Genomic DNA, 26,316 nt, shown 5'->3' on the forward strand with positions numbered 1-26,316 from the left:
CTGCATGTCGACCGAAATCCTCGTTGTTCTCGTTGCCGCTTTGGCGCTCGACCGTATTGTCGGCGATCCCGATTGGCTCTGGTGCCGTCTGCCGCATCCGGTCGTGCTGTTCGGCGCCATGATCGGCTGGTGCGACCGGACTTTCAATCGCAAACGCCTGGGCGATGAGACGCTGAAGGTCAGCGGCGTTCTCGTCATCGCCGCGCTTTTGGCGTGGAGCCTCGTCTGCGGCTGGCTGCTGCATTGGCTGTTCGCTCACTTGGGTCCGTTCGGAATGGCGCTCGAAACGATCCTCGTCGCGGTCTTCCTGGCCCAGAAGAGCCTTGCCGACCACGTCGCCCGCGTCGCCTCGGGGCTGCGCTTCGGCGGGCTGGAGGGCGGGCGCAAGGCGGTGTCGATGATCGTCGGGCGGGATCCGGAAACCCTGGATGGGCCGGCGGTCTGCCGTGCCGCGATCGAAAGCCTGGCCGAAAATTTCTCCGACGGCGTCGTTGCGCCTGCCTTCTGGTATGCCGTTCTCGGTCTGCCAGGGCTTCTTGCCTACAAGATGCTCAACACCGCCGATTCGATGATCGGCCACAAGAGCCCGAAATATCTGCATTTCGGCTGGGCTTCCGCCCGGCTCGACGATCTCGCCAATGTCCCGGCGGCACGCCTGTCGATCCTGTTGATCGCAGCCGGCGCCTTTTTCACAACCGGCGGCCGCGCCGCCCGCAGCGCCATCGGCGTCGCGCTGCGTGACCATGGTCTGCATCGTTCGCCGAATTCGGGGTGGCCGGAGGCAGCCATGGCGGGCGCGCTCGACATTCGATTGGCAGGCCCGCGGATTTATTCCGGTTCTCTTGTCAATGAGCCGATGATCAATGGGTCCGGCCGGGCAGTTGCAACGGTCGGTGACGTGGAAACCGGCGTTTCCATATTCTACGGCGCCTGCACGGCGCTCGTCCTGTTGAGTGCGTTTGTCGCTCTCCTTGTCAGTATAGCCTAGCTTTCTTTACCGAGATCGGAAACTCTGATCCGGATTTATTAATCCGGCATTTTCCATTTGTCTTAAGCGAATATCATTCGAATAATGTTAGGTCTTCGTCCGTTGGAACACCAGTAAAAAGGTGCGTATATCCGGAGAGGACTTTAATGCGTAGAATCGTCGTGGCCTTTTTGGCCTTCTTGTTCATGCAAATTCATTCACCGTCTGCCTTTGCTGCCAATCTTATTGCCAATATCAGTCTTTCTTCTCAGACGATGACAGTCTCGCAGAACGGCGTCGTCCGCTATCGCTGGAAAGTCTCGACCGCGCGCAAGGGCTATGTCACGCCGCAGGGAAGCTGGAGCGCCAAGTGGCTGTCGAGGAACCATCGTTCGCGCAAATATGACGACGCGCCGATGCCCTATGCGGTGTTCTTCAACGGCGGCTACGCCGTTCACGCGACCTTCGATCTCAAGCGCCTCGGCCGCCCTGCCTCTCATGGTTGCATCCGCCTGCACCCGGAAAATGCCGCGGAGTTCTTCTCGCTTGCAAGCCAGTACGGTCTGAAGAACACCAAGATCGTCGTTACCCGCTGAACCCTTGCGGCGGTTAAGCGGATGGAGCGGCGCATGCGCAGCCGGATTGGCGGCGCAGGCCGCTCATCTGATGTTTGCGCAACACCATCGTCATAAATGCAACTCTTGGGCTCAAGGCCATTGGCTTTTCAGCCGCATTTACCTATAGGTTCGCCAAAACATGAATTCTAAAGAGGTATGCGCGTGACAGCTACATTCGACAAGGTTGCCGACATCATTGCAGAAACGAGCGAAATCGATCGTGAGACGATTACGCCGGAAAGCCACACCATCGACGATCTCGGCATAGACAGCCTGGACTTCCTCGACATCGTCTTTGCGATCGACAAGGAATTCGGCATCAAGATCCCGCTCGAGCAGTGGACTCAGGAAGTCAACGAAGGCAAGGTTTCGACGGAGGAATATTTCGTCCTCAAGAACCTCTGCGCCAAGATCGACGAGCTGAAGGCTGCCAAGGGCTGACGAATGGCCCGCGTTCCAACGCGCGGCAACACGTGTATGAACCACATCAATGCCGCCTGTCGCGTGGACTGCGCTTGACAGGCGGCATTTGCGTTTTTACTTGACGGTCGCATGATCGCGCCGCCGGACCGGTTTCGGGCGGGCCAAACCAGGCGCGGTCATGCGGATTTGAAATCCGGAGCATTCCAGGTGCTGTTTCTCGATGCGCCGCGCTCCGGACCAAGCTGGATTTGCTCCTGATGCTCCTTGAATATTTTCAGATGATCGACCGGGTCGAGACCCTCGATCTCACCGCCAAGACGCTCACGGCGCGCTCGGTCGTTCCTGCCAAGAGCCCGGTTTTCGAAGGGCACTTTCCGGGCTATCCGCTGGTGCCCGGCGTTCTTCTGATCGAGACGATGGCGCAGGCCTCGGGTTTTCTCGTTCTGGCCGCGACCGATTTTGCGGCCATGCCGTTCCTGATGTCGGTTGATGGTGCGAAGATGCGCACCTTCGTCGAACCGGAAGCTGTGCTCGACATCGAGGCCTTCCTGGAGCATGACGGCTCCGGCTTTGCCGTCACCAAGGCGAAAATCACCTCGCAGGGCAAGAAGGTCTGCGACGCGCAATTGAAACTGCGGACCATGCCTTTCGATCAGGTGCCGCTTGGCCCGATCGTAAAGAAGCGTGCCGAAGAAGTGGGGCTGATGGCGGCGATGGCAGCCACAGCCGCGACGGGGGAATGACGATGAGCAAATCCGCCAATGATGTTGTGATCACCGGTGTCGGCATCGTCACCAGCCAGGGCGTCGGCACAGAGGTACATACCGCGCTTCTGACCGCCGATCAGCCGCCAGCCGTGCGCATCGAGACCGAACGCTTCGCGCCCTATCCGGTGCATCCGCTGCCGGAAATCGACTGGTCGCAGCAGATCCCGAAACGCGGCGACCAGCGACAGATGGAAAACTGGCAGCGTCTCGGCGTCTTCGCCGCTGGCCTGGCGCTGGATGATGCGGGCTTCAAGGATGACCTCGAAGCTTGCGGCTCGATGGACATGATCGTGGCGGCCGGCGGCGGCGAGCGCGACATCACCGTCGATTCGCTGATCGTCGACGAGGGGCTGAAGCGCAACGACCGCGAGCGGCTGCTCAACGAGAAGCTGACGACGGAGCTGCGTCCGACCCTGTTTCTCGCCCAGCTTTCCAACCTGATGGCCGGCAACATCTCGATCGTGCACAAGGTGACCGGTTCGTCCCGCACCTTCATGGGCGAGGAGGGCGCCGGCATTTCGGCCGTGGAAACGGCCTTCGCCCGCATCAAGGCGGGTCAGTCCACCCATACGCTCGTCGGCGGCGCCTTCGTGGCCGAACGGCAGGACGTGCTGCTCCTGATCGAGGCTATCCAGGGCCACGCCCGTGGAGAATGGCAGCCGCTTTGGGGGCGCAAGGCCGAAGACGGCGGCGGCATGATCCTCGGCTCGGTCGGCGCTTTCCTCGTCCTGGAATCGCGCGCTCACGCGGAAGCCCGCGGCGCCCACATCTATGCGGCGATCGACGCGATCGAGGGCGATCGCGGCAGCCGCGAGGCGGGCCGGCTGGAGGCGCGGCTCGAACGGCTTCTGGAACCGGCGAAGGATCTGGCGGGCGAGGGCACGGTTGTTTTCTGCGGCACGACCGGTTTTCACGATCTGGCGGCGCGCGAGCAGGCCGTGCTCGAGGCAGTGGTTCCCGGCGCTGCGCTTCGCGCCTATGGCGGCCTGACCGGGCATGCGCTCGAAACCCAGTTTCCGCTTGGCCTGGCGCTCGCTGCCCTGACGCTTGACGGCCGGGCGAAGGTTCCGCCGTTCGACGCCGGCCGGGAACGGGCGATGACCGCCGGGGCAACGGCAGCCGTCGTCACAACTGTCGGCCATGTTCGCGGCGAGGGTGTTGCCCTGCTGTCGGCCAATGCGTGAGGAGTGAACCATCATGACCGCATCGAAATTCACCGATCATCTCGGCCGTCCGATCATCGCCGTCACCGGCATGGGCGTTATCACCTCGCTCGGACAGGGGCTGAAGGACAATTGGGCGGCGCTGACGGCCGGCGTCTCCGGCATTCACGCGATCAAGCGCTTTCCCACGGAAGGATTGTCGACCCGCATTTCCGGCACCGTTGATTTCATCGATGTGCCGGCGGAAAATTCCGTCGAGCGCTCCTATGCCTTCGCCCGTGCAACGACGGAGGAAGCGCTGGCGCAGGCGGGGCTTTCCGGCGATTTCAACGGGCCGCTGTTCCTTGCCGCCCCGCCGATCGAGCCGGAATGGAGCGACCGCTTTGCTCTTGCCGACCGGGCACCGGCCTCCGAACGCCCCGGCGATGCCTATGACCGCTTCATGGCGGTTCTGCGCAACAAGGCCGATCCCGTCTTTCACGAAGCCATGCTGTTCGGCGCCATTTCCGAGCGTCTGGCCGATCGTTTCGGCACGCGCGGCCTGCCGGTGACGCTTTCGACCGCTTGCGCTTCCGGCGCGACCGCGATCCAGCTCGGCGTCGAGGCGATCCGCCAGGGCCGTACTGACCGCGCGCTGACCGTCGCCACCGACGGTTCGGTCAGCGCCGAAGCGCTGATCCGCTTCTCGCTACTGTCGGCGCTTTCGACCCAGAACGATCCCCCGGAAAAGGCCTCCAAGCCCTTCAGCAAGGATCGCGATGGTTTCGTCATCGCCGAAGGTGCGGCGACGCTGGTGCTCGAAAGCCTGGAAGCGGCGGTTGCCCGCGGCGCCCGCGTTCTCGGCATCATGAAGGGCTGCGGCGAGAAGGCTGATCTCTTCCACCGCACCCGCTCGTCCCCGGACGGCGGCCCGGCGATCGCGACGATCCGCGCTGCGCTGTCCGATGCGGGCCTTGCCGAAAGCGGCATCGGCTACATCAATGCCCATGGCACCTCGACGCCGGAAAACGACAAGATGGAATATGGCGCCATGTCGGCGGTCTTCGGCGAGGCGCTTGCCAGCATCCCGGTGTCGTCGAACAAGTCGATGATCGGCCACACGCTGACGGCGGCCGGTGCGGTCGAGGCGGTTTTCTCGTTGCAGACCATGCTGACCGGCACCTTGCCGCCGACGATCAACTACACCAACGCCGATCCAACAATCGTGCTCGACGTCGTGCCGAATGTGAAGCGGGATGCAAAGGTGACGGCCGTGCTGTCGAACTCCTTCGGCTTCGGTGGCCAGAACGCCAGCCTTGTCATGACGGCGGAACCCGCCTAATCGGACAGGCGACACTTTTTCGATGAAAGACGCCTTTGGGCGAAGGACTGGAATATCATGCGCGCTTTGCAACTGATCGACGACCGCAAGCTGGAAATCACCGACCTTCCTGAACCGGAAGCGCCGGGTCCCGGCGAAGTCACGCTCCGGGTCAAGGCCGTTGCGCTCAACCATATCGACGTCTGGGGCTGGCGCGGCATGGCCTTTGCCAAGCGCAAGATGCCGCTGGTGATCGGAGCGGAAGCGTCGGGCGTGGTCGACCAGATCGGCCCGGGCGTCGCCAATGTGCTGCCGGGGCAGCTTGTCTCGATCTACGGCGCGCGCACCTGCGGCCTTTGCCGCCCCTGCCGCGAAGGCCGCGACAATCTCTGCGAACATGTCGGCGGCGTGCACGGCTTCCATCTCGATGGTTTCGCCCAGGAGAAGGTCAATCTTCCCGCGCGCCTGCTCGTCCCGGCGCCTCCGGGCGTCGATGCGGTGGCCGCGGCTGTCGCTCCGGTGACCTTTGGCACGGTCGAGCACATGCTGTTCGACAATGCCAGGCTCGAGCCGGGCGAAACCATCCTCATTCATGCCGGCGGCTCGGGCATCGGTTCGGCGGCGATCCAGCTTGCCAAGAAGATCGGCTGCACCGTCATCACCACCGTCGGTTCCGACGACAAGATCGAGAAGGCGAAGGCGCTCGGCGCCGATCATGTCATCAACTACCGCACCGACCGCTTCGAGGGCGTCGTTCGCAAGCTTACCAAGAAGAAGGGCGTCGACGTCGTCTTCGAACATGTCGGCAAGGACACCTGGGCAGCATCGATGTTCAGCCTGAAGCGCGGCGGGCGTCTGGTGACTTGCGGCTCGACCTCGGGCGTCTCGACAGACATGAACCTGATGATGCTCTTCCAGCAGCAGTTGAAGCTGCTCGGCTCCTTTGGCTGCCGCATGGAGAACATGGCCAATGCCATGCAGAAGATGGCGCGCGGACTGGTGCATCCGGTCATCGACACCGAAGTCGGCTTCACCGAAATCGACAAGGCGCTGGAGCGCATGGAGACCCGCCAGGTCTTCGGCAAAATCATCCTGCGGATGGACTGAAAATCGTGCGCATGCTGATCACACGGCTGGTTCTTGCGGCGGAGCATTTCCGCCAGTGGTCGATCGCCCAGTTCGTCTTTCTGCTGCTCGGCACGCTGAAACTGTTTCCAGCCAACGGCGCCATCGAATTTGCCGATCGTTTCACCCGCTGGCTCGGACCGAAGCTGAAGCGCCGGCACAAGCTGACCATGACCAATCTGCGCAATGCCTTTCCCGAAAAGAGCGAGGCGGAGATCGAGGCGATCGCGCTCGAAAGCTGGGGTAGCATCGGAAGGCTGGCTGCCGAATACGTTTTTCTCGACCAACTCTTCGATTTCGATCCGGCAAACCCGGAGCCGGGCCGCATCGAAGTCTCGGGCATCCCGCTGTTTGTCGAGTTGCGCGACAACCCGCGTCCGTTCATCGTCTTTACCGCCCATAGCGGCAATTTCGAACTGCTGCCCGTCGCCGGTGCGGCCTTCGGGCTGGATGTGACGGTGCTTTTCCGCCCGCCGAACAATCCTTATGTCGCCGACAAGGTGTTCGATTTCCGCAAGCAGCGCATGGGCAATCTCGTTCCCTCGCATGCCGGCTCGTCGTTCACGCTTGCGCGTAAGCTGGAGGCGGGCGGCGCCGTCGGCGTGCTCGTCGACCAGAAGTTCCGCAAGGGGCTGACGACAAAATTCTTCGGCCGGGACGTCCGTACCAATCCGCTGCTGGCGAAACTGGTGCGGCAGTTCAACTGCGAGGTCTATCCGGCCCGCTCGATCCGCCTGCCGAACGGACGATTCCGGCTCGAGCTCGAGCCGGCCATCGATATCCCGCGCAGGGCCGACGGCGGCGTCGACGTCAATGCGACGGCGCAGTTGCTCAATGACAAGGTCGAGAGCTGGGTCAGGGAATACCCCGGTCAGTGGCTGTGGTACCACGACCGCTGGAACATCAAGCGCAGTCTCAAGGACTGATCGGGAGCGAGCAGGCGTCGCAAACACTAGGATCAGTCTGGAAGTGCTTCCCGGCTGGACGGATGCGGCTATTTTCGCGCCTTGGCTGGCTCCGCGGCATTTGTTCGCGGACCGATGCCCCTTGGTGAGGGGCATCTTTGCCAGTCTCGTGGCTGAAGAATTTTGCTCAACTCGGCGAGGCCGAAAATAAATTCACCGGTAACGTTTCCGCTCGGTTCTCGGCTGTTGAACGCGATTTCTTTGGGTGTAAACTGAATCATTACAGCAAGGTGATTGCAAGCGCTTCGGACGATTGAACATGCGCGATCCAATCGATTTAGGTCTGGATTGCGACTCTAATTCCGTGGCTTCGGGGCTTGAACGGGTGGCAGGAGTGGGGTGGAAAATTGAAGGCACTGATTGACCTTTTCTGGTTCAAATATTCCCAGCTGCAATATGCCGTCAAATCTGGCGATGATCTCCTGATAAATATTCTTGATCGAGAGATCGAACCGGTTCTGGACGCCATCTATCACGAAGAAGCGAAAAACTCGGTCGACGCACGGCTGCAGTTCCAGTTTGTTCTCGACTTGCTGCAAAAGGAAGCCGGCGACGTTTCGAGCGTGCTGCGTCAGCGCGACGCGCTGCAGGCGCTGGCGGATCGCTATTTCTCGGTCGGAAGGGGTGACGTTTTCGAAAAGCCCCAGGCGCCGCAATCGACCGCCGGATTGCAGAAGGGCCGCGTCGATGAAGGCTTCCTCAACGAAGCAATCCTCGACTGCATGCCGGACCGCATCGCCGTCATCACCACCGACTACCGTTATCTTTACACCAATTCCGTCAATGCCGCGCGGCTGGAAGAGCGGCCCATGGACCTCGTCGGCCGCCATATCGTCGAGTTCGTCGGCATTCAGCGCTTCGAGCAGCGGGTCAAATCGAACCTCGACAGATGTTTTTCCGGCGAACTGGTGGATTACACCTACCCCAAGGACGTCGAGAACCGGACGATCGTCGTGCGGTGCCGGATGACGCCCTGCATGTCGAGCACCGGCAAGATCATCGGCGCAATCCTGATCCTTCAGGAGATCGCCGACCGCCGCCGCTCGATCGCCGCGTGAGGCCGAAAGGCGAGGGTGACCACCCTCGCGCCATATTTCATCTCGGCTATTTGTCGGACCAGACAGCCAGTTCATAGCCGTCCGGATCCTGGAAATGGAACCTCCTGCCGCCCGGAAAGGAAAAAGTCTCCCTGACGATGCGCGCGCCGGCCGCCTCCAGCCGCGCTTGCGTGGCTGCGAGATCGTCCGCATACAGGATCACCAGTGGTCCGCCCGGCCTTACCGTTCCTGTCGTCAAGCCGCCAGTCAGCCGGCCGTCGCTGAATTCGCAATATTGCGGGCCGTAGTCGGTGAACGACCAGCCGAACGCAGCGCCGTAAAACGCTTTCGAACGGGCGATGTCGGCAACGGCGAATTCGATATTGTCGATCTGGCGATCGACGCCTTTCTGTCCCATGATCGTCTTCCTTGTTATGCTTCCAGCAGTTTTTTCAATGTGTTGAGGTCTTTCAGGACCCAGTTGGAATCGGCTGCAAACTGTTCCTCGCTGATATCGGGCAGTTTCAACACCGTGAACATCACCTCCGAGCCGTCGCCATTCGGCACGACGCGCAGCGCATTGTCGACTTCAAGTCCCGATTCCATCGTCACGACATGGTCCATCACACCGAAATCGTTCCTCGGCGCAAACTTGACGCGGACGCTGCCGAGCGGACCGTGCGCCACCCAATCCTCGCCATCGGCCTCCAAGCCGCCGCCGAGGCCGGATGCCCAGAGCGGCATGTTTTCCGGCTTGGCAGCAAACTGATAAACGTCACGCCAGTTCCTGTTTATGCTGACATGGACGACTTTCGCTTCCATCACGCTCATCTGTTTCCCTTTCATCATTCCGCCGAGCTTGGAGCGAATAGATCGTGAAATCCTGAACAAAATGGACAATCAGCCAGTCAATTGCCGGGAGAAGTCGCCGGGCGAAAGGCTTGTCGGCATTCGTACTTCGTGTGACATATGCGCCGGATCGCCTCATGGTCGAACGCTGTGTCCACCCGCTTGAAGCTTACTCGGCATGCCCGGAAAAGTCTCGCTTTTGACAACAATCGCTTGTCGTTAATCGATTTGAATGCCAAAACTCCGTCAGCATTTCGCAAGGCGCTTTCAGGCATCCCCTGCCGCACGAAACCGCCCTGCTCAAGTCAATCTGGTGGAGTTATCGCGCATGTCCAGCCGGGCATTGGCCGCTTCACTGTCTAACGGAGGCACATACGTGGCACAGGCGGAAATCGGCCTTATCGGTCTCGGCGTCATGGGATCGAATCTGGCGCTCAATATTGCCGAGAAGGGCAACAAGATCGCAGTCTTCAACCGCACGGTCGAAGCGACCCGGAGGTTTTATGCCGATGCCGGCGAACTGCAAAGCCAGATCGTGCCGTGCGAGACCATCGAGGAATTCGTCGCTGCGATCCGTCCGCCGCGGCCGATCATCATCATGATCAAGGCCGGCGACGCCGTCGATCAGCAGATGGAACTGCTCAAGCCCTATCTCGAGAAGAACGACATCATGATCGATGCCGGCAATGCCAATTTCCGCGACACGATGCGCCGCTTCGACACTCTCAAGGATAGCGGCCTGACCTTCATCGGCATGGGCGTGTCCGGCGGCGAGGAGGGCGCGCGTCATGGCCCGTCGATCATGGTCGGCGGCAAGGAAGAGTCCTGGAAGCGCGTCGAGAAGGTGCTGACGTCGATCGCCGCGAAATACAATGCGGACCCTTGCGTTGCCTGGCTCGGTGAAAACGGTGCCGGTCACTTCGTCAAGACCATCCATAACGGCATCGAATATGCCGACATGCAGATGATCGCCGAAATCTACGGCATCCTGCGCGACGGCCTGAAGATGAGCGCCACCGAAATCGGCGAAGTTTTCGGCGAGTGGAACAAGGGCCGCCTGAATTCCTACCTGATCGAGATCACCGAGAAGGTGCTGAAGGCGGCCGACCCCATCACGGGCAAACCGATGGTCGACCTGATCCTCGACAAGGCCGGCCAGAAGGGTACCGGCAAGTGGTCGGTGATCGAAGCGCAAAACATGGGCGTTCCGGCAACCGGCATCGAAGCCGCCGTGGCCGCGCGTAGCATCTCCTCGATGAAGGATGAGCGCGAAGCGGCCGAAAAGGTGCTGGGCCTGCCAAATGTCGGCGAGTTCAGGGTTGCCGACAAGGCTGCCTTTCTCAAGGACCTCGAGAGCGCGCTGCTTGCATCGAAGATCGGCGCCTATGCTCAAGGGTTTGCCGTCATGTCCGCCGCGTCCAAGGAATTCAACTGGAACCTGCCGATGCCGACCATCGCCAAGATCTGGCGCGCCGGCTGCATCATCCGCTCGCAGTTCCTCGACGAGATCACCACCGCCTTCACCAAGGACCCCGACGTTGCCAACCTGATTGTCACGCTGGCCTTCGCAAGGATGGTCAAGGAGAGCGACGGCGCACTTCGCCGAGTCGTATCCGCGGCCGCCCTCGGCGGCCTGCCGGTCCCGGCGCTCGCGTCGGCGCTCGGCTATTTCGACAGCTACCGCCGCGGCCGCGGCACGGCAAACGTCATCCAGGCGCAGCGCGACTTCTTCGGCGCCCATGGATTCGATCGTATCGATGGCGCGGATGCGCATCACGGCCCTTGGGGCAGCGGCCTGAACGCCTGATCAAGGCATTCCGGGTGGAACGACAAAGCCGCGCGGAGCGATCCACGCGGCTTTTTCAATGTCCGGGTGCTTGTGTCAGATCGCCTGGCTCAGACTCTGCAGCTCTTCCGCCGGTATGCCGGCAATCCGGCCGACAACGGCCTTGGCCAATTCCCTGCCGGCGTGGCGGATGTCCTCGTTCATGGTGATGACCTCCGGGCGCAGCCAGCTGAGGAAATCGCTTGGCACCTTCGAGACCATGTCGACATCCTGGCTGAGCTTTTTACCGACGGCTTCCAGCCCGGCGATCAACGCGATCGAACCTGCGCCCGACCCCGAAACGATGCCGTCGGGCGCTTCGTCCGACTTCATCAGGCTTTCGAACGCGGCGCGGATCTCCACGAGACTGTTGTCGAGGTCCACGGCATTGAAGGCGACCGCCTCCACGCCGAAATCGCGGATGCCGCGGTCAAAACCTTTTCGCATATGCCGGTGGAACGTCAGATGCGGCGGCGGCTGCAGGAGGACGATGCGCTTGCGGCCGAGAGCCGCCAGTCGCCGTACAGCCTCATAGGCAAATCCTTCATTGTCGAAGTCATGATAGGGATGGATAAGTCCCATATCCGTGCGTCCGTGGGTGGCGAAGGGGAAATTGCGCTCCATCATCAGTTCGACGCGCGGGTCCCTCGGTTCCGTGCGCGATATGATGACGCCATCGGCCGCACCCGTATCGAGCACGTAGCGAACCGGGGCGAGGGCGTCCTTGGAGAACCTGTAGGGCGTGATGACGAGGTGGTAGGGTGTCGAGGCCAGCACCTCGGAAATGCCGACCACGATGGGGCTCGTCAGCCCCATGACCTCTTCTTCCAGGGACAGCACCAGGCTGATGACATTGGTCTTGCCGGTGCGAAGGCGCACACCGGCACGGTTTGGCTGGTAACCCACCTGTTTCGCTACGAGACGCACGCGCTCCTTGGTCTCGGCGCCGATATCGGGAGCGTCTTTCAGGGCGCGCGACACCGTGGTGATGCCGAGACCCGTCATGAAGGCGATCGTCTTCAGGGTCGGCCGTTCCTGCAATGAGGATGGCGCCGGGGCCTGCCTGCTCTTGGTCTTCTCGTCCATTCCCCGCCCATCGCCTTCTTCATGTTCAGGCCGCGCCGTCGCGGTTACCTGCATGCCTTATATACGATTTGTGACATATGGGCACCCATCGCCCGTTCTCTCCTGCCGTCAAAAATCTGTAACGATACAGTTGGCTTGTCGAGGACTTTTTTGTCGATATCGCCCCGGCCTCTCGGTAGAGTTGAATCCCGCACTGCGTCATCGGGATTTTGCATTTGCGAGAGGCGCATTCGATTCGAAACTCTGGGTCTATCAAATATTTTACTGAAAAAACGGGATAAAATGGCCTTTCTTGAAGGAAAATGCACTGCAGCGGAAAAGCGAAGGGAGTTTGGGTGTTGCGCCTTGGTGTGCACCCTATGGATGTATAAAATATTTTTTGAGGAATTATGCGTTGTGGCTGTTGCGCCTGCAAATCGATTGAACTAAGTTTTTCCGGTAACGTTACAGTGAGGGAGGAAAACTCATGAAATTGCGTTTGTTGGCAGCTGCTTTGGCGGCGACTGTAGTGCTTCCATTCAGCGCAGCCAGCGCTGCAGATCTGGAAGTGACCCATTGGTGGACGTCGGGTGGCGAGGCCGCGGCGGTCGCCGAACTGGCGAAGGCGTTTGATGCGACCGGCAACCACTGGGTCGATGGCGCGATCGCCGGCTCCGGCGGTACCGCGCGTCCGATCATGATCAGCCGCATCACCGGCGGTGACCCGATGGGCGCCACGCAGTTCAACCACGGCCGTCAAGCCGAGGAACTGGTGGAAGCCGGGCTGATGCGCGACCTGACCGATGTCGCGACAAAGGAAAACTGGAAGGAAATCATCAAGCCGTCGAGCCTGCTCGACAGTTGCACGATCGAGGGCAAGATCTATTGCGCACCGGTCAACATCCACTCCTGGCAGTGGCTGTGGCTGTCGAATGCTGCCTTCAAGCAGGCCGGCGTCGAAGTGCCGAAGAACTGGGACGAATTTGTCGCCGCAGCACCCGCGCTCGAAAAGGCGGGCATCGTACCGCTCGCTGTCGGTGGCCAACCCTGGCAGGCCGCCGGTGCCTTCGACGTACTGATGGTCGCGATCGCCGGCAAGGACGTCTTCGAGAAGGTTTTCGGAAACAAGGATGCGGAAGTCGCCGCGGGTCCGGAAATCGCCAAGGTCTTCAAGGCCGCCGACGATGCGCGCCGCATGTCCAAGGGCACCAATGTCCAGGACTGGAACCAGGCCACCAATATGGTCATCACCGGCAAGGCCGGCGGCCAGATCATGGGTGACTGGGCACAGGGCGAATTTCAGGTAGCCGGCCAGAAAGCTGGCACGGACTATACCTGCCTTCCGGGCCTCGGCGTCAACGAAGTGATTTCGACGGGGGGCGATGCCTTCTATTTCCCGCTTTTGAAGGATGAAGAAAAGTCCAAGGCGCAGGAAGCGCTGGCTTCGGCGCTGCTGGATCCGAAGACACAGGTTGCCTTCAACCTGAAGAAGGGTTCGCTGCCGGTGCGTGGTGACGTCGATCTTGCCGCTGCAAACGACTGCATGAAGAAGGGGCTCGACATCCTTGCCAAGGGCAATGTGATCCAAGGCACCGACCAGCTTCTGTCTGCCGACAGCCAGAAGCAGAAGGAAGACCTCTTCTCGGAGTTCTTCGCCAACCCCTCGATGACGCCGGAAGATGCGCAGAAGCGCTTCACCGACATCATCGCGTCGGCCGATTGATCAACGGCAACTCTATCGAAAGCCGGCTCCGTCTCGCGCGGGGCCGGTCTGGAACTCAAAACCGGATGATCAATGCCGGCTGTTGCAGCGGGCTTCTCATCAGGATGCCACTCGACGGACCGGCGATCCTTCGGACTTGAGGATGGAGCAAAGAGCTGCGGCGCCGGGCGCCGCCGCTTTCAATCGGATGAACCTGATCCAGGGGAGGAGTGAGACATGACGGGCCAAGCGTATGCCGGCCGGCCAAACCAGTTGTTGCGCAATCTGCATTCCAAGATTGCCTCAATTCCGATGATACTGACCGCCGTTGTCATTTTTCTCGGCGGCACGCTTTGGACGGTGTTTTATTCCTTCACCAATTCGAAGCTCCTGCCGCGGCTATCGTTTGTCGGGCTCGATCAGTATGAGCGTCTCTGGGCTGCGCCCCGCTGGCTGGTATCGATTGAGAATCTCGCGATCTACGGCGTGTTTTCGCTGATTTTCAGCCTGGTGATCGGTTTCGTGCTCGCCGCACTGATGGATCAGAAAATCCGCTTCGAGAATACTTTTCGTACGATCTTCCTCTATCCGTTCGCGCTCTCCTTCATCGTCACCGGCCTGGTCTGGCAATGGGTGCTCAATCCGGAATTCGGTGTGCAATCGGTCGTTCGATCGCTCGGCTGGACGAGCTTCACCTTCGATCCGCTCTACAATCAAAGCATCGTCATCTATGGCATCCTGATCGCCGCCCTCTGGCAGGGAACGGGCCTCGTCATGTGCCTGATGCTGGCCGGCCTGCGCGGCATTGACGAGGACATCTGGAAAGCCTCGCGTGTCGATGGGATCCCGATGTGGAAGACCTACCTCTTCATCATCATCCCGATGATGCGGGCCGTCTTCATCACCACGCTCGTCATCATCGCAAGCGGCATCGTCAGGGTCTATGACCTCGTCGTGGCGCAGACGAGCGGCGGTCCCGGCATCGCCTCCGAGGTGCCCGCCAAATATGTCTACGACTACATGTTCCAGGCGCAGAACCTCGGTCAGGGGTTTGCCGCCTCGACCATGATGCTGATCACCGTTGCGATCATCATCGTGCCCTGGGCCTATCTGGAATTCGGAGGACGCAAGCGTGGATGACACCGTATCGCTCAAAGGGCGGGCTGCCCATGGCGCCTCAAGACTGGCTCCGGGGCCACAGGGCAAAAAGCCTCGCCCGATTTTTTCACCCAGAAACATCATGATCTATGGCGCGCTGATTTTCGCCGCGGCTTATTATCTGCTGCCGCTCTACGTCATGATGGTCACCTCGCTGAAGGGCATGCCGGAAATTCGGCTTGGCAACGTCTTCTCGCCGCCCCTTGAGATCACCTTCGAGCCTTGGGTCAAGGCCTGGTCCAGCGCCTGCACCGGCCTGAACTGTGACGGCCTGTCCCGCGGTTTCTGGAATTCGGTGCGGATCACCATTCCCTCAACAATCGTCTCCATCGCGATCGCCTCGGTGAACGGTTACGCACTCGCGAACTGGCGCTTCAAGGGCGCCGACCTGTTCTTCACAATCCTCATCGTCGGCGCCTTCATCCCCTATCAGGTGATGATCTATCCGATCGTCATCGTGCTGCGCGAAATGGGTCTCTACGGTTCGCTCACGGGTCTGATCATCGTCCACACGATCTTCGGCATGCCGATCCTGACGCTTTTGTTCCGCAACTATTTCTCGTCGCTGCCGGAAGAGCTGTTCAAGGCGGCGCGCGTCGACGGGGCCGGTTTCTGGACGATCTACTTCAAGATCATGCTGCCGATGTCGCTGCCGATCTTCGTCGTCGCGATGATCCTGCAGATCACCGGCATCTGGAACGACTTCCTGTTCGGCGTGGTGTTCGCCCGGCCGGAATATTATCCGATGACCGTCCAGCTCAACAACATCGTCAACTCGGTCCAGGGCGTGAAGGAATACAACGTCAATATGGCGGCGACCATCCTGACGGGGGCCGTTCCATTGATCGTCTACTTCGTTTCCGGACGGCTTTTTGTCCGCGGTATTGCCGCCGGCGCAGTGAAAGGGTGAGTGCATGAACAACGTCAGCGTATCGGTCAGGGATCTGTCGTTGAGCTTCGGTGCCGTCACCGTGCTCGACACGCTTAACCTCGACATCAAGAACGGCGAATTCCTCGTCCTCCTCGGCTCGTCCGGCTGCGGCAAGTCCACGCTGTTGAACTGCATCGCGGGGCTCCTCGACGTCACCGGCGGCCAGATCTTCATCAAGGACAAGAACGTCACCTGGGAGGAACCCAAGGACCGCGGCATCGGCATGGTGTTCCAGTCCTATGCGCTCTATCCGCAGATGACGGTCGAGCGGAACCTGTCCTTCGGCCTGCGCGTCGCCAAGCTGCCGGCAGCCGAAATCGACAAGCGCGTCGCCCGTGCCGCCGAGATCCTGCAGATCAAGCCTCTCCTCAAGCGCAAGCCGTCGGAACTGTCCGGCGGCCAGCGCCAGCGTGTGGCGATCGGCCGTGCCCTTGTTCGCGATGTCGACGTGTTCCTGTTCGACGAGCCCCTGTCGAACCTCGACGCCAAGCTACGCTCGGAACTGCGCGTCGAAATCAAGCGTCTCCACCAGTCGCTTGAGAACACGATGATCTATGTGACGCACGACCAGATCGAAGCCTTGACCTTGGCGGACCGCATTGCCGTGATGAAGAGCGGCGTCATCCAGCAGCTTGCCGATCCGATGACGATCTACAACCTCCCGGAAAACCTCTTCGTCGCCGGCTTCATCGGTTCGCCGTCGATGAATTTCTTTCGCGGCGAGATCAAGGAGCGGGGCGGGCGCAAGGTCATTGAGGTCAATGGCGTCGATTTCGGCATGGGCGCCTATCCGGCGCGCGGACGGCTGGAGGCCGGCCGCAAGGTCGTTCTCGGCGTGCGCCCGGAACACGTCAAGGTCGATGAAAACGTGCCGGGGTTGGAAGTTCACGATGCGGTCGTCGATATCGAGGAGCCGATGGGAGCCGACAATCTCCTGTGGCTGAAGCTCGCCGGGCAGACCATGTCGGTACGCATTGCCGGTTCGCGGCGCTACGCGCCCGGCAAGGCGCTGAAACTCAGCTTCGACATGTCGATGGCCTCGGTCTTCGACGCAGTCACAGAAAACAGGATCTGATCAACCCGCGACAACATGACGGCCGCACCCTCAGTGGCCGCCCAAAGACGATGACGCCCATCCTTGAGCGATGGGCAGCGAATGGATTTTTGACCATGTCTGTTGACGCTTTCATCTCCGAACCCGTAGCGCTCGACCTATCCGGCGACTGGCTGCTTGCCTCGTCGGACAACAGTCATGCGCTGACGATCGCCATTCCGGGCGACGTCCACAGCGCCCTGCAGGCCGTCGGCGTGATCGCCGATCCCTATTTCGGCCGCAACGAGGATGACGTTCAGTGGGTGGCACACAAGGACTGGGTGCTTGAGCGCACGTTCGACATCGACGCGGCCGATCTCGCCGGGTTCTGGTATCTGGATATTGAAAGCCTGGACACCATCGCCTCGGTCTATGTCAACGACGAACTGGTTCTGGAGGCCAAAAACTGCTTTCTTCGCTATCGCCCGGCCGTGAGCTCTATCTTGAAAGCAGGCCAAAATCGGCTGCGCATCGTCATCCATTCAGCGATCGCTGCTGCGGCTCAAGCGCAGGCGGTCCAGCCCTTCTATATTCCCTACTCGACCGGTAACTGCCCGATCCCCAACGGCAACATGCTGCGCAAGCCGCAATGCCATTTCGGCTGGGACTGGAACATTGCCGTCGCGCCGCTTGGTATCTACGGCTCGATTGCCCTCAAGAAAATTTCAGCGGCTCGCATCGAGCATGTCACGACCCGGCAGGTGCCGCAGACCGGCGGCGCCGTCGATCTTCAGGTGACGGTGACGCTCTTTGCCGAGGAGCCCGGCGTCATCGGCATCGATTTCTCGCTCGATGGCCTAAGGGAACACCTGGATTGCGCCGTCAATGCCGGTGAAACACAGGTCACGCACGTCTTTACCGTCGAAAATCCGAAGCTCTGGTGGCCGGCAGGCAGCGGCGCGCAGGCCTTGTCCGAACTCACCGTCTCGTTTCCGGGCGAAACGGTCACCCGCCAGATCGGTTTTCGCACCATCGAGCTTCTGACCGACAAGGACGACGCCGGTAGTCGTTTTGCTTTCCGCGTCAACGGTCGTGAAATCTTCTGCCGCGGGGCAAACTGGATCCCGGCCGATGCGCTCGCTTCACGGGTCACGCCGGAGGGCGTCGAGGATCTGCTGCGCTCGGCGGTCGATGCCAACATGAACATGATCCGCGTCTGGGGCGGCGGCTTTTATGAAACGGATTGGTTCTACGATCTCTGCGACCGGCTCGGCCTGATGGTCTGGCAGGATTTCATGTTCGCCTGCAACCTCTACCCCTCGACGCCGGATTTCCTCGAAAACGTCGCGGCCGAGGTGGACTATCAGGTCAAGCGGTTGTCGTCCCATCCGTCGATCGCGCTCTGGTGCGGCGACAACGAGCTGGTCGGAGCGCTCACCTGGTTTGAAGAGAGCCGCAGGGATCGCGACCGCTATCTCGTTTCCTACGACCGTCTCAACCGAACCATCGAGACCGGTTTCAAGGCGGCCGCACCCGATGCGATCTGGTGGCCATCCAGCCCATCCGTCGGGCCGCTCAACTTCGGCGACGCCTGGCATGCCGATGGTTCCGGCGACATGCACTACTGGTCGGTCTGGCACGAGAACAAGTCGTTCGACAATTACCGCACGGTCCGGCCGCGCTTCTGCTCCGAATTCGGTTTCCAGTCCTATACCTCGATGCCCATCGTCCGGCAGTTCGCCGAACAGAAGGACCTGAACGTCGCTTCCCCGGTGATGGAATCTCACCAGAAGAACGCGGGCGGCAACGAGCGCATTGCGGCGACGATGTTCCGCTACTTCCGCTTCCCGAAGGATTTTTCGAATTTCGTCTATCTCAGCCAGATCCAGCAGGGACTGGCGATCCGCACCGCCGTCGAATTCTGGCGATCGCTCAAACCCCATTGCATGGGCACGCTCTACTGGCAGCTCAACGACACCTGGCCGGTCGCATCCTGGGCGAGCCTCGACTATGGCGGCAACTGGAAGGCCATGCACTACATGGTGCGCCGGTTCTTCCAGCCGGTCGCCGTTGCGGCCATCCCCTCCGACGATGGGAAGACCATCGCCTTCTCGATGGTCAACGACACCGCCGAGCCGGTTACCGTCGAGCTGCAAACCTTCCTCGTTTCGCTCTCCGGCGAAAAGCAGCCCCTGACCGCCGCCGCGGGCCCCTGCAGCCCCGATCGTGCCGCTACGCTGCTGGCGATCGCTGCCGCGGACATTCCGAAGGGCATGCTGCTGTTCTGGTCATTCGAAGCCTCGAACGGCATGCGCGGCGAGGGGCATCATGCGCAGTCGACCTACAAGGCGCTCGACCTCGAGCCGTCCGATCTGTCGATTATGGCAAGCGCTGCAGGGGAGGGTTCTTACGACCTCACGGTTTCGGCGTCCGGCCTTGCTCTCCATGTGATGATCGAAGCCGATGTCGAAGGCCGTTATTCCGACAATGCCTTCGATCTGACTGCGGGAGAAAGCCGCGTCATTCGCTTCACACCAAAGCAGCCGCTGGCAGCAGGTGCTCACCCGGTCTTTACCGGCTACGACCTGCAGTCCTGCCAGGGCAATGGCTAGGGAGTTTTTCATGCTGCGCAGTGAAGTCGATGCCTTCATCGTGCGGAGTGATACCTCCATGCCGGCACATCCGACGAACACCCATCCGAGCTCTCTGCTGGTCGCGGACGACGACACCTCACTCCAATAAATCCCAAGGAGGACTTTCCATGCAGACCGTCAGCTTCCAGCTTTACAGCGCCCGCAATTTCCCGCCGCTTGCCGATGTCCTGAAGACCGTCGGCGCTGCCGGCTACAAGCAGGTGGAGGGCTATGGCGCTCTCTACGCCTCGCTCGATGACGCCGCCCTGGCTGCTTTGAAGGCTGACATGGATGAAAGTGGCGTGGCCATGCCGTCGGCCCATTTCGGTCTCGATATGCTCGAATCCGATCCGGCCGGCGTGCTGAAGATCGCTAACGCCCTCGGCATCAGGGCGATCTATTGCCCCTACCTGCTTCCCGACCAGCGTCCGGCGGACGCGGCGGGCTGGAGGGCGTTCGGCGAGCGCCTGGAAAAGGCCGGAAAACCGATCCGCGACACCGGTCTCGATTTCGGCTGGCACAACCATGATTTCGAGTTCGTGGCCTTGCCGGACGGCTCCATCCCGCAGGATCACATCTTTGCCGGTGGACCGAACCTTTCCTGGGAAGCCGACATCGCCTGGGTGATCCGCGGCGGTGCCGATCCTTTTGCCTGGATCGAAAAATTTGGCCGTCGCATTACAGCCGTCCACGTGAAGGACATCGCTGCAGCCGGCGAAAACGCGGATGAGGACGGCTGGGCCGATGTCGGCCATGGTACCGTTGATTGGAAGAGGCTGTTCAAGGCGCTCGCCGCGACGCCTGCCCGATACTGCATCGTCGAGCACGACAACCCCAAGGATTTCAAGGCGACGGCCGAGCGCTCGATCGCATCGATCAAGACCTACTGATAGAAAGAGCACACCATGACACGAGAACTTGGCGTCGGCATCATTGGATGCGGCAACATTTCCACCACCTATTTCAGGCTTTCGCCGCTCTTCAAGGGCATCAGGGTCATCGCCTGCGCGGATATCAATCCGGCGGCCGCCGAGACGCGTGCATCGGAATATGACGTCAAGGCGCAGACCATCGAGGAACTGCTTGCCAATCCCGAGATCGACATCGTCGTCAACCTGACGATCCCGGAAGCGCATTTCCCCGTTTCCAAGATGATCCTCGAGGCCGGCAAGCACGTCTATTCCGAAAAGCCGCTCGTTCTGACGCTCGAGCAGGGCGAGCAGCTGCGCGGCATCGCCACGGCCAGCAACCTGAAGGTCGGCTGCGCGCCGGACACCTTCCTCGGCGGCGCGCATCAACTGGCCCGCGACTATATCGACCAGGGCAAGATCGGCCGCGTAACCTCGGGCACCTGCCACGTGATGAGCCCGGGCATGGAGATGTGGCATCCGAACCCGGACTTCTTCTTCCTGCCCGGCGGCGGCCCGATCCTCGACCTCGGCCCCTACTACATCGCCAATCTCGTCAACCTGATCGGTCCGGTCAAGCGCGTGGCGGCGTTGACCTCGATGGCCAACCATACGCGCACCATCACCAGCGAGCCGCGCAAGGGCGAGGTCATTCCGGTGAAGACGCCGACCAACATCCATGCCCTGCTCGAATTCCAGAACGGCGCGACGGTGACGCTGTCGGCGAGCTGGGATGTCTGGTCGCACCGCCACGGCAACATGGAGCTCTATGGCACCAACGGCTCGCTCTTCCTGCCCGACCCGAACTTCTTCGGCGGCACGATCTTGGCGAGCGGCCGCGACAAGGACATCCAGCCCATCGAGATGTGGGATCATCCCTTCGCCGTCACCAATCAGGAGCACCCGCAGGGACCGATGGCCAACTACCGCACCGCCGGGCTTGCCGACATGGCGCTTGCCATCCTCGAAGGTCGCGATGCCCGCTGCTCGCTGGAGCGCGCGCTGCATGGCGTCGACGTCATGGTGTCGATCCTGCAGTCGGGCGAGACGGGCCAGTTCGTAGAACTGACGACGACCTGCACCCAGCCGGCGGCCCTCGGCATCGAAGAGGCGAAGGCGCTTCTGCGATGATGCCCGTTTCTGGCCCGCTACACGGCGGGCGGGCCAGTTCTCCATCAACCTCTTTCGGCGATGTGGGCCGGACTTGAGGCCCGTGTCGTAATCATACGATGAACATGGCGTCGGACATCGTCTCCGTCGAGGCGATCGAGACCGTCTTGTTGAGACTGGCGCCGCCGTCGCCGTTGTCCGCGGCATACCAGATAACCATCGTGGTCACGTCCGATTGGCTTTCCAGCTTGTAGAAATAGTCCCCAATGTCCTGCGCCGTGCCCTGAAAAGCATCAAGGGAACGGGCATCAAAGACGGAGATGTCGAAACGGTCGGAACTTGCGGCGTCTTCCACGAAGATTGTCGTTGTGCCGGTTTCGGGATTTTCTCTGCCGGTCAGGATGAGCTTGTCATTGCCGGCGCCGGTCTTGAAATAGGCGAGCAGGCTGTCGCCGGTCAGCGACAGGCGGTAGGTATCGTTGCCGCTGCTGCCTTCGAAATTCACGTTGGCGACACCGCCTTGCGGATCGGTTGGGAGCTTGGCGGCGTCGAGTTTCAGCGTGTGTGTCAGGCCGGCCTTGAGGTTGACATAGGTATCAATATTCTGCGTCAGGACGTTTAGCGAAATCTCGGTTTTTATCTTCCCCCTGTCGCCGTCGACAACGCGATCCGAAACGTCATCGATGACGTAGGTGTCGTAGCCCTTGCCGCCCTTCATGACGTCGCTGCCGTCGCCGCCGTTGATGACGTCGTCCCCTGCGCCTGCGGACGCATGATCGTCACCAGCGCCAAGATCGATTCGATCCCTTCCCTTGCCGGAATAGACCCAATCGTCGCCACCGCCGGTCTTGACCGCGTTGTTGCCATCGCCCGCGATGACGAGATCATTGGTATTCGTCTCGTTTCGCATCGTTTTTGCATCGAACCGCGCATAGCTCGCCACGCCCGCCGCAAAGGTGTCGTTGCCCGAGCCGCCCGCCTGAACGAAGTGCAACTGATCCCCGCCGGCATATTTGTCCGAAAGGATTTTCAGGTAGGCCGAGACTTGAGCCTCAAAGGATTCGGTCTTTGTATTGGCCTGGTCCGTTTCGTTGATGACCTTGTCGCGCGCGGCGATCTTTTCGTAGACGCTCGATGTTCCGCCTTCGCGGTCGAACAGGAAATCCATGGCTTTGAGAACGGCGCCGGCATCTTCGCGATCCGCCGGCGCAAGGATGCCGACCTTGCTCGATTCCTCTTCGCGCCGGTTCTGCAGGCCTTTGACGTTGAAATTGCTGTGGTTGTAGCGGACTTCGTACCAGAAGCTGGCATGATTGTTGGTCTTGATGGCAGCCGAGATGCCAGGGCCGATCAGAGTTGGTGCATTGTAGTACAGCGAATAGAGGACGAGCCGTTCCTGCGATTGCTCCGGCAACGTGGCACCGAAACCATTCAGCCTCGCCGTCAGCTCCGTCTCAATGGACGAGGAGAAAAGTCCCGGATGTCCCTTGAGCCTGGCTTCGAGCAGAACACTGGCTTGGGCGTCGCTGAGCCAGAGCGATTGAAGCGCCTTCTTTTCCGCCGCCGTGCCCGCCTTTCCCTCTGACTTGCTGATCAACGCAACATCTTCTGCGACGGTCGGCGTCGTGTCGGTCTTCCATTTTTCGATGATTTTCAGGCCGTTTTCCTGCAGGGTTGACAGCTTGCCGTCGATTTTTCCCGTCAGCGCCAGCTTGTAGGCTTTCGAAATGTCGCCGAAACTCAGCGCCTTGAGGTTCAGGCCATAACCGATTGTCGGAATTTGCTTGCCGTCGTCATGAATTCCGCCCTGCGCGCTCGGTTGTGTGTCGCCGATCAGGCCGGCATTCTCCCATTTCTTCAGGAAAGCGACGGTCGTCGACAGGAAGTCTTTCTTTTCGATCTCGGTAATATTGGTGAGCGCCACATTTCACCTGTCGGATATTGAAATTTCTCTATCAATGATGAAATCAACGCGGTTACTTGCCGCCTGTCGCCAAGGATCCTCGCCGGTTTTTTAACACTGAAAACTGTTCAATTGCTTAAGCTTAAGCTTGAGCTTTCGATGGCTCTTGTTTCGGTCCGCGCCTCCGTGGCATATCGCTGTCTCGGCTCCGGCTTGGACCCAATGGGAAGGATATCTGACATGGCATGGCAACCGGCAGACAATCGCTACGAGACGATGAAGTACAATCGCTGCGGCAAGAGCGGGCTGAAGCTGCCGGCGGTCTCGCTTGGCCTCTGGCACAATTTCGGCCATGACACGCCGCACGAGCGCAGGCTCGACATGTGCCGCACGGCCTTTGATCTCGGCATCACCCATTTCGATCTCGCCAACAATTACGGTCCGCCTCCGGGCTCGGCTGAAACCGCCTTCGGCGAAATCCTGCGCACCGATCTTGCCGCTTACCGTGACGAGCTGATCATTTCCTCCAAGGCCGGCTACGACATGTGGCCTGGTCCTTACGGCGAGTGGGGCAGCCGAAAGTATCTGATCGCCTCCTGCGACCAGAGCCTGAAGCGCATGGGCCTCGACTATGTCGATATCTTCTACTCGCACCGCTTCGATCCGGATACGCCACTCGAAGAAACCTGTGCGGCGCTGGATCGTATCGTCCGTTCGGGCAGGGCGCTTTATATCGGCATTTCGTCCTATAACGCGCAGCGCACCCGCGAAGCCGCTGCGATCCTGAAGGATCTCGGAACGCCGCTGCTCATCCATCAGCCGAGCTATTCGATGCTCAATCGCTGGGTCGAGGATGACGGCCTCATCGATACTCTGGAAGGCCTCGGCGTCGGTTCGATCGTGTTCTCACCGTTGGCGCAGGGCATGCTGACGACGAAATATCTCGGCGGCATCCCGGCCGACAGCCGCGCGGCACAGAACCATTTCCTCAAGAAGGACTTCATCCGCCCGTCGATCATCGACAATATCAGCAAGCTCAACGAGATCGCCGAGAGGCGCGGCCAGACGCTGGCGCAGATGGCGATCGCCTGGGTGCTGCGCGGCGGCCATATCACCTCGGCGCTGATCGGCGCCAGCCGCTCGTCGCAGATCGTCGATTGCGTCGCCGCGCTGACGAACGACACGTTCACGGCCGGGGAACTGGCGGAAATCGATATCTACGCCAAGGAAGCCGACATTAACCTGTGGGCTTCGTCGGCGGAACGCGCGTAAGCAAGCCAGGATTTGGGAATATAACAGGAGGCATCGGATCGTCAGATCCGGTGCCTTTCCCATACCAAAGCCTGGCATAGGTGTGGAGCGCCTTTCCGGCGCTCCCGGCTCTTTGACGTTGCCTGGTCGGTAATGGTGACACGAAGGCTTGTAAGTAGCGTTCCGTAAGTCTCTGCAAACATTGAAAGTTGTTATTAGACAAAAGTCGAAGAAGGGCTTTTCTTGGCATGGCTGGACATGAGGGGGCGAGCGTGTAATCTGCCCACGGCGGCGTGTGATTTCATTGGAATTACCTGCCCGAATGTCGTGAATTCGAAAACGCGTATGTCCGTTTGAACCAGTCGAAACCGGTTGGTACGGCCTGCGCCCCGCGGGGAGGAACAGTATCGGCAAGGCCGGCTGTCCGCGAAAACAGAGGAGAGAACATGGATCGCCGTTCATTCATCAAGCGTGCAGGTTTCGGCGGCGTCGGCGCCGTCGCGGCAACGACGCTCGCAGCGCCCGCCATCGCGCAGAGCAGCCCCAAGATCAATTGGCGACTGGCATCGTCCTTCCCGAAGTCGCTCGATACGATCTATGGCGGTGCCGAGGTGCTGTCGAAATACGTCTCCGAGGCGACCGACGGTAATTTCCAGATCCAGGTCTTCGCGGCCGGCGAAATCGTCCCGGGCCTGCAGGCAGCCGACGCGGCGGCCGCCGGCACGGTCGAAGCCTGCCACACGGTTTCCTACTATTATTGGGGCAAGGACCCGGTCTGGGCGCTCGGCGCCGCGGTGCCGTTCGCGCTCAATGCCCGCGGCATGAATGCCTGGCACTATCATGGTGGCGGCATCGACATGTTCAATGAGTTCCTGGCGACGCAAGGCCTCGTTGGATATCCCGGCGGCAATACCGGCGTGCAGATGGGCGGCTGGTTCCGCAAGGAGATCAATACGGTCGCCGACCTGCAGGGCCTGAAGATGCGCATCGGCGGCTTTGCCGGCAAGGTCGCCGAGAAACTCGGCGTCGTTCCGCAGCAGATCGCCGGTGGCGACATCTATCCGTCGCTCGAAAAGGGCACGATCGACGCCGCCGAGTGGGTCGGCCCCTATGACGACGAGAAGCTCGGCTTCTACAAGGTTGCGCCCTACTACTACTATCCCGGTTGGTGGGAAGGCGGCCCGACGGTGCATGCGATGTTCAACAAGGCGGCCTTCGACGGCCTTCCGAAGAACTACCAGTCGCTGCTGCGCACGGCCTGCCAGGCGACCGACGCCAACATGCTGCAGAAGTACGACTATCTCAACCCCGCGGCGATCAAGCGTCTCGTTGGCGCTGGCGCCAAGCTCAGCCCGTACAGCCCGGAAATCCTGTCGGCCTGTTTCGACGCGGCCAACGAGGTCTATGCCGAGATGGAAGCCTCGAACCCGACCTTCAAGAAGATCTGGGGCTCGATCAAGGCTTTCCGCGGCGAGTACTACCTCAATGCGCAGATCGCCGAATACAACTACGACACCTTCATGATGATCGAGCAGCGCGGCGGCAAGCTCTAAACGCCCGTTTCATCGCGAAGACGAAAAACCC

At 60.7% G+C, this 26,316-nt stretch carries 23 protein-coding genes; 19 read left to right on the forward strand and 4 right to left on the reverse strand.

The window, feature by feature from the left end:
- Window positions 1-4: 4 nt before the first annotated feature.
- The 9 genes from cbiB to ACSQ3F_RS15305 all read left to right on the forward strand — a co-directional run bounded on the left by cbiB (window position 5) and on the right by ACSQ3F_RS15305 (window position 8,385).
- Window positions 5-988 carry an adenosylcobinamide-phosphate synthase CbiB gene (cbiB, locus tag ACSQ3F_RS15265; protein WP_436101000.1) on the forward strand — a complete coding sequence of 328 codons (984 nt, stop codon included), beginning with the start codon at window positions 5-7 and terminating at the stop codon, window positions 986-988.
- A gap of 146 nt (window positions 989-1,134) precedes the next feature.
- The gene (locus ACSQ3F_RS15270) at window positions 1,135-1,563 is read left to right on the forward strand and encodes a L,D-transpeptidase (RefSeq protein WP_436101001.1); all 429 of its coding nucleotides are present in this window, start codon (window positions 1,135-1,137) and stop codon (window positions 1,561-1,563) included.
- Between the two features lie 177 nt (window positions 1,564-1,740).
- Window positions 1,741-2,025: an acyl carrier protein gene (locus ACSQ3F_RS15275; RefSeq protein ID WP_112834592.1), complete on the forward strand. Its 285-nt coding sequence runs from the start codon at window positions 1,741-1,743 to the stop codon at window positions 2,023-2,025.
- Window positions 2,026-2,264: 239 nt separating this feature from the next.
- On the forward strand, window positions 2,265-2,750 hold the full coding sequence (locus ACSQ3F_RS15280; protein WP_436101002.1) for a 3-hydroxyacyl-ACP dehydratase FabZ family protein: 486 nt from the start codon (window positions 2,265-2,267) through the stop codon (window positions 2,748-2,750).
- Between the two features lie 2 nt (window positions 2,751-2,752).
- On the forward strand, window positions 2,753-3,958 hold the full coding sequence (locus ACSQ3F_RS15285) for a beta-ketoacyl-ACP synthase (protein ID WP_436101003.1): 1,206 nt from the start codon (window positions 2,753-2,755) through the stop codon (window positions 3,956-3,958).
- A gap of 13 nt (window positions 3,959-3,971) precedes the next feature.
- A complete protein-coding gene (locus ACSQ3F_RS15290; protein WP_436101004.1) occupies window positions 3,972-5,258 on the forward strand; it encodes a beta-ketoacyl-ACP synthase in 1,287 nt (428 codons plus the stop codon).
- Between the two features lie 57 nt (window positions 5,259-5,315).
- Complete coding sequence (locus tag ACSQ3F_RS15295; RefSeq protein WP_436101005.1) at window positions 5,316-6,344, forward strand: zinc-binding dehydrogenase; 1,029 nt, start codon at window positions 5,316-5,318, stop codon at window positions 6,342-6,344.
- 11 nt (window positions 6,345-6,355) lie between these two features.
- Window positions 6,356-7,288 (forward strand): lipid A biosynthesis lauroyl acyltransferase, encoded by a 933-nt coding sequence (locus ACSQ3F_RS15300; protein WP_436101006.1) that lies wholly within the window; start codon window positions 6,356-6,358, stop codon window positions 7,286-7,288.
- 386 nt (window positions 7,289-7,674) lie between these two features.
- The gene (locus tag ACSQ3F_RS15305; RefSeq protein ID WP_436101007.1) at window positions 7,675-8,385 is read left to right on the forward strand and encodes a PAS domain-containing protein; all 711 of its coding nucleotides are present in this window, start codon (window positions 7,675-7,677) and stop codon (window positions 8,383-8,385) included.
- Window positions 8,386-8,431: 46 nt separating this feature from the next.
- On the opposite strand, the gene ACSQ3F_RS15310 is transcribed toward ACSQ3F_RS15305, so the two are convergent.
- Both ACSQ3F_RS15310 and ACSQ3F_RS15315 read right to left on the reverse strand, forming a co-directional pair.
- Window positions 8,432-8,782: a VOC family protein gene (locus ACSQ3F_RS15310; RefSeq protein WP_436101008.1), complete on the reverse strand. Its 351-nt coding sequence runs from the start codon at window positions 8,780-8,782 to the stop codon at window positions 8,432-8,434.
- Window positions 8,783-8,796: 14 nt separating this feature from the next.
- A complete protein-coding gene (locus tag ACSQ3F_RS15315) occupies window positions 8,797-9,195 on the reverse strand; it encodes an SRPBCC family protein (RefSeq protein WP_436101009.1) in 399 nt (132 codons plus the stop codon).
- Window positions 9,196-9,589: 394 nt separating this feature from the next.
- Here ACSQ3F_RS15315 and gndA point away from each other — a divergent pair, with 394 nt between their 5' ends.
- Window positions 9,590-11,020, forward strand: a complete 1,431-nt coding sequence (gene gndA / locus ACSQ3F_RS15320) for an NADP-dependent phosphogluconate dehydrogenase (RefSeq protein ID WP_436101010.1) — start codon at window positions 9,590-9,592, stop codon at window positions 11,018-11,020.
- A gap of 75 nt (window positions 11,021-11,095) precedes the next feature.
- Here gndA and ACSQ3F_RS15325 read toward each other — a convergent pair whose 3' ends face one another.
- Window positions 11,096-12,124, reverse strand: coding sequence for a LacI family transcriptional regulator (locus ACSQ3F_RS15325; protein WP_436101011.1), 1,029 nt, complete (start codon window positions 12,122-12,124; stop codon window positions 11,096-11,098).
- Between the two features lie 466 nt (window positions 12,125-12,590).
- Here ACSQ3F_RS15325 and ACSQ3F_RS15330 point away from each other — a divergent pair, with 466 nt between their 5' ends.
- From ACSQ3F_RS15330 to ACSQ3F_RS15360, 7 genes are all read left to right on the forward strand, one after another.
- On the forward strand, window positions 12,591-13,826 hold the full coding sequence (locus ACSQ3F_RS15330) for an ABC transporter substrate-binding protein (RefSeq protein WP_436101012.1): 1,236 nt from the start codon (window positions 12,591-12,593) through the stop codon (window positions 13,824-13,826).
- A 216-nt stretch (window positions 13,827-14,042) separates the two neighbouring features.
- Window positions 14,043-14,945: a carbohydrate ABC transporter permease gene (locus tag ACSQ3F_RS15335; protein WP_436101013.1), complete on the forward strand. Its 903-nt coding sequence runs from the start codon at window positions 14,043-14,045 to the stop codon at window positions 14,943-14,945.
- Between the two features lie 100 nt (window positions 14,946-15,045).
- Window positions 15,046-15,873 carry a carbohydrate ABC transporter permease gene (locus ACSQ3F_RS15340; protein WP_436101014.1) on the forward strand — a complete coding sequence of 276 codons (828 nt, stop codon included), beginning with the start codon at window positions 15,046-15,048 and terminating at the stop codon, window positions 15,871-15,873.
- A gap of 4 nt (window positions 15,874-15,877) precedes the next feature.
- Complete coding sequence (locus ACSQ3F_RS15345) at window positions 15,878-16,969, forward strand: ABC transporter ATP-binding protein (RefSeq protein WP_436101015.1); 1,092 nt, start codon at window positions 15,878-15,880, stop codon at window positions 16,967-16,969.
- 95 nt (window positions 16,970-17,064) lie between these two features.
- Window positions 17,065-19,539 carry a beta-mannosidase gene (locus tag ACSQ3F_RS15350; protein WP_436101016.1) on the forward strand — a complete coding sequence of 825 codons (2,475 nt, stop codon included), beginning with the start codon at window positions 17,065-17,067 and terminating at the stop codon, window positions 19,537-19,539.
- A gap of 149 nt (window positions 19,540-19,688) precedes the next feature.
- Window positions 19,689-20,450 carry a sugar phosphate isomerase/epimerase family protein gene (locus ACSQ3F_RS15355; RefSeq protein WP_436101017.1) on the forward strand — a complete coding sequence of 254 codons (762 nt, stop codon included), beginning with the start codon at window positions 19,689-19,691 and terminating at the stop codon, window positions 20,448-20,450.
- Window positions 20,451-20,465: 15 nt separating this feature from the next.
- On the forward strand, window positions 20,466-21,599 hold the full coding sequence (locus ACSQ3F_RS15360) for a Gfo/Idh/MocA family protein (RefSeq protein WP_436101018.1): 1,134 nt from the start codon (window positions 20,466-20,468) through the stop codon (window positions 21,597-21,599).
- A gap of 91 nt (window positions 21,600-21,690) precedes the next feature.
- Here the strand turns inward: ACSQ3F_RS15360 and ACSQ3F_RS15365 are convergent, their stop codons facing one another.
- Entirely contained in the window at window positions 21,691-23,502 is a 1,812-nt protein-coding gene (locus ACSQ3F_RS15365; RefSeq protein WP_436101019.1) for a calcium-binding protein, read from the reverse strand.
- 219 nt (window positions 23,503-23,721) lie between these two features.
- On the opposite strand from ACSQ3F_RS15365, the gene mgrA reads away from it, so the two are divergent.
- Entirely contained in the window at window positions 23,722-24,753 is a 1,032-nt protein-coding gene (gene mgrA / locus ACSQ3F_RS15370) for an L-glyceraldehyde 3-phosphate reductase (RefSeq protein ID WP_436101020.1), read from the forward strand.
- Between the two features lie 425 nt (window positions 24,754-25,178).
- Window positions 25,179-26,285 carry a TRAP transporter substrate-binding protein gene (locus ACSQ3F_RS15375; protein ID WP_436101021.1) on the forward strand — a complete coding sequence of 369 codons (1,107 nt, stop codon included), beginning with the start codon at window positions 25,179-25,181 and terminating at the stop codon, window positions 26,283-26,285.
- The last annotated feature ends 31 nt before the right edge of the window (window positions 26,286-26,316 follow it).

The sequence above is a fragment of the Pararhizobium sp. LjRoot238 genome (assembly GCF_964252955.1).
GTDB lineage: Bacteria > Pseudomonadota > Alphaproteobacteria > Rhizobiales > Rhizobiaceae > Pararhizobium.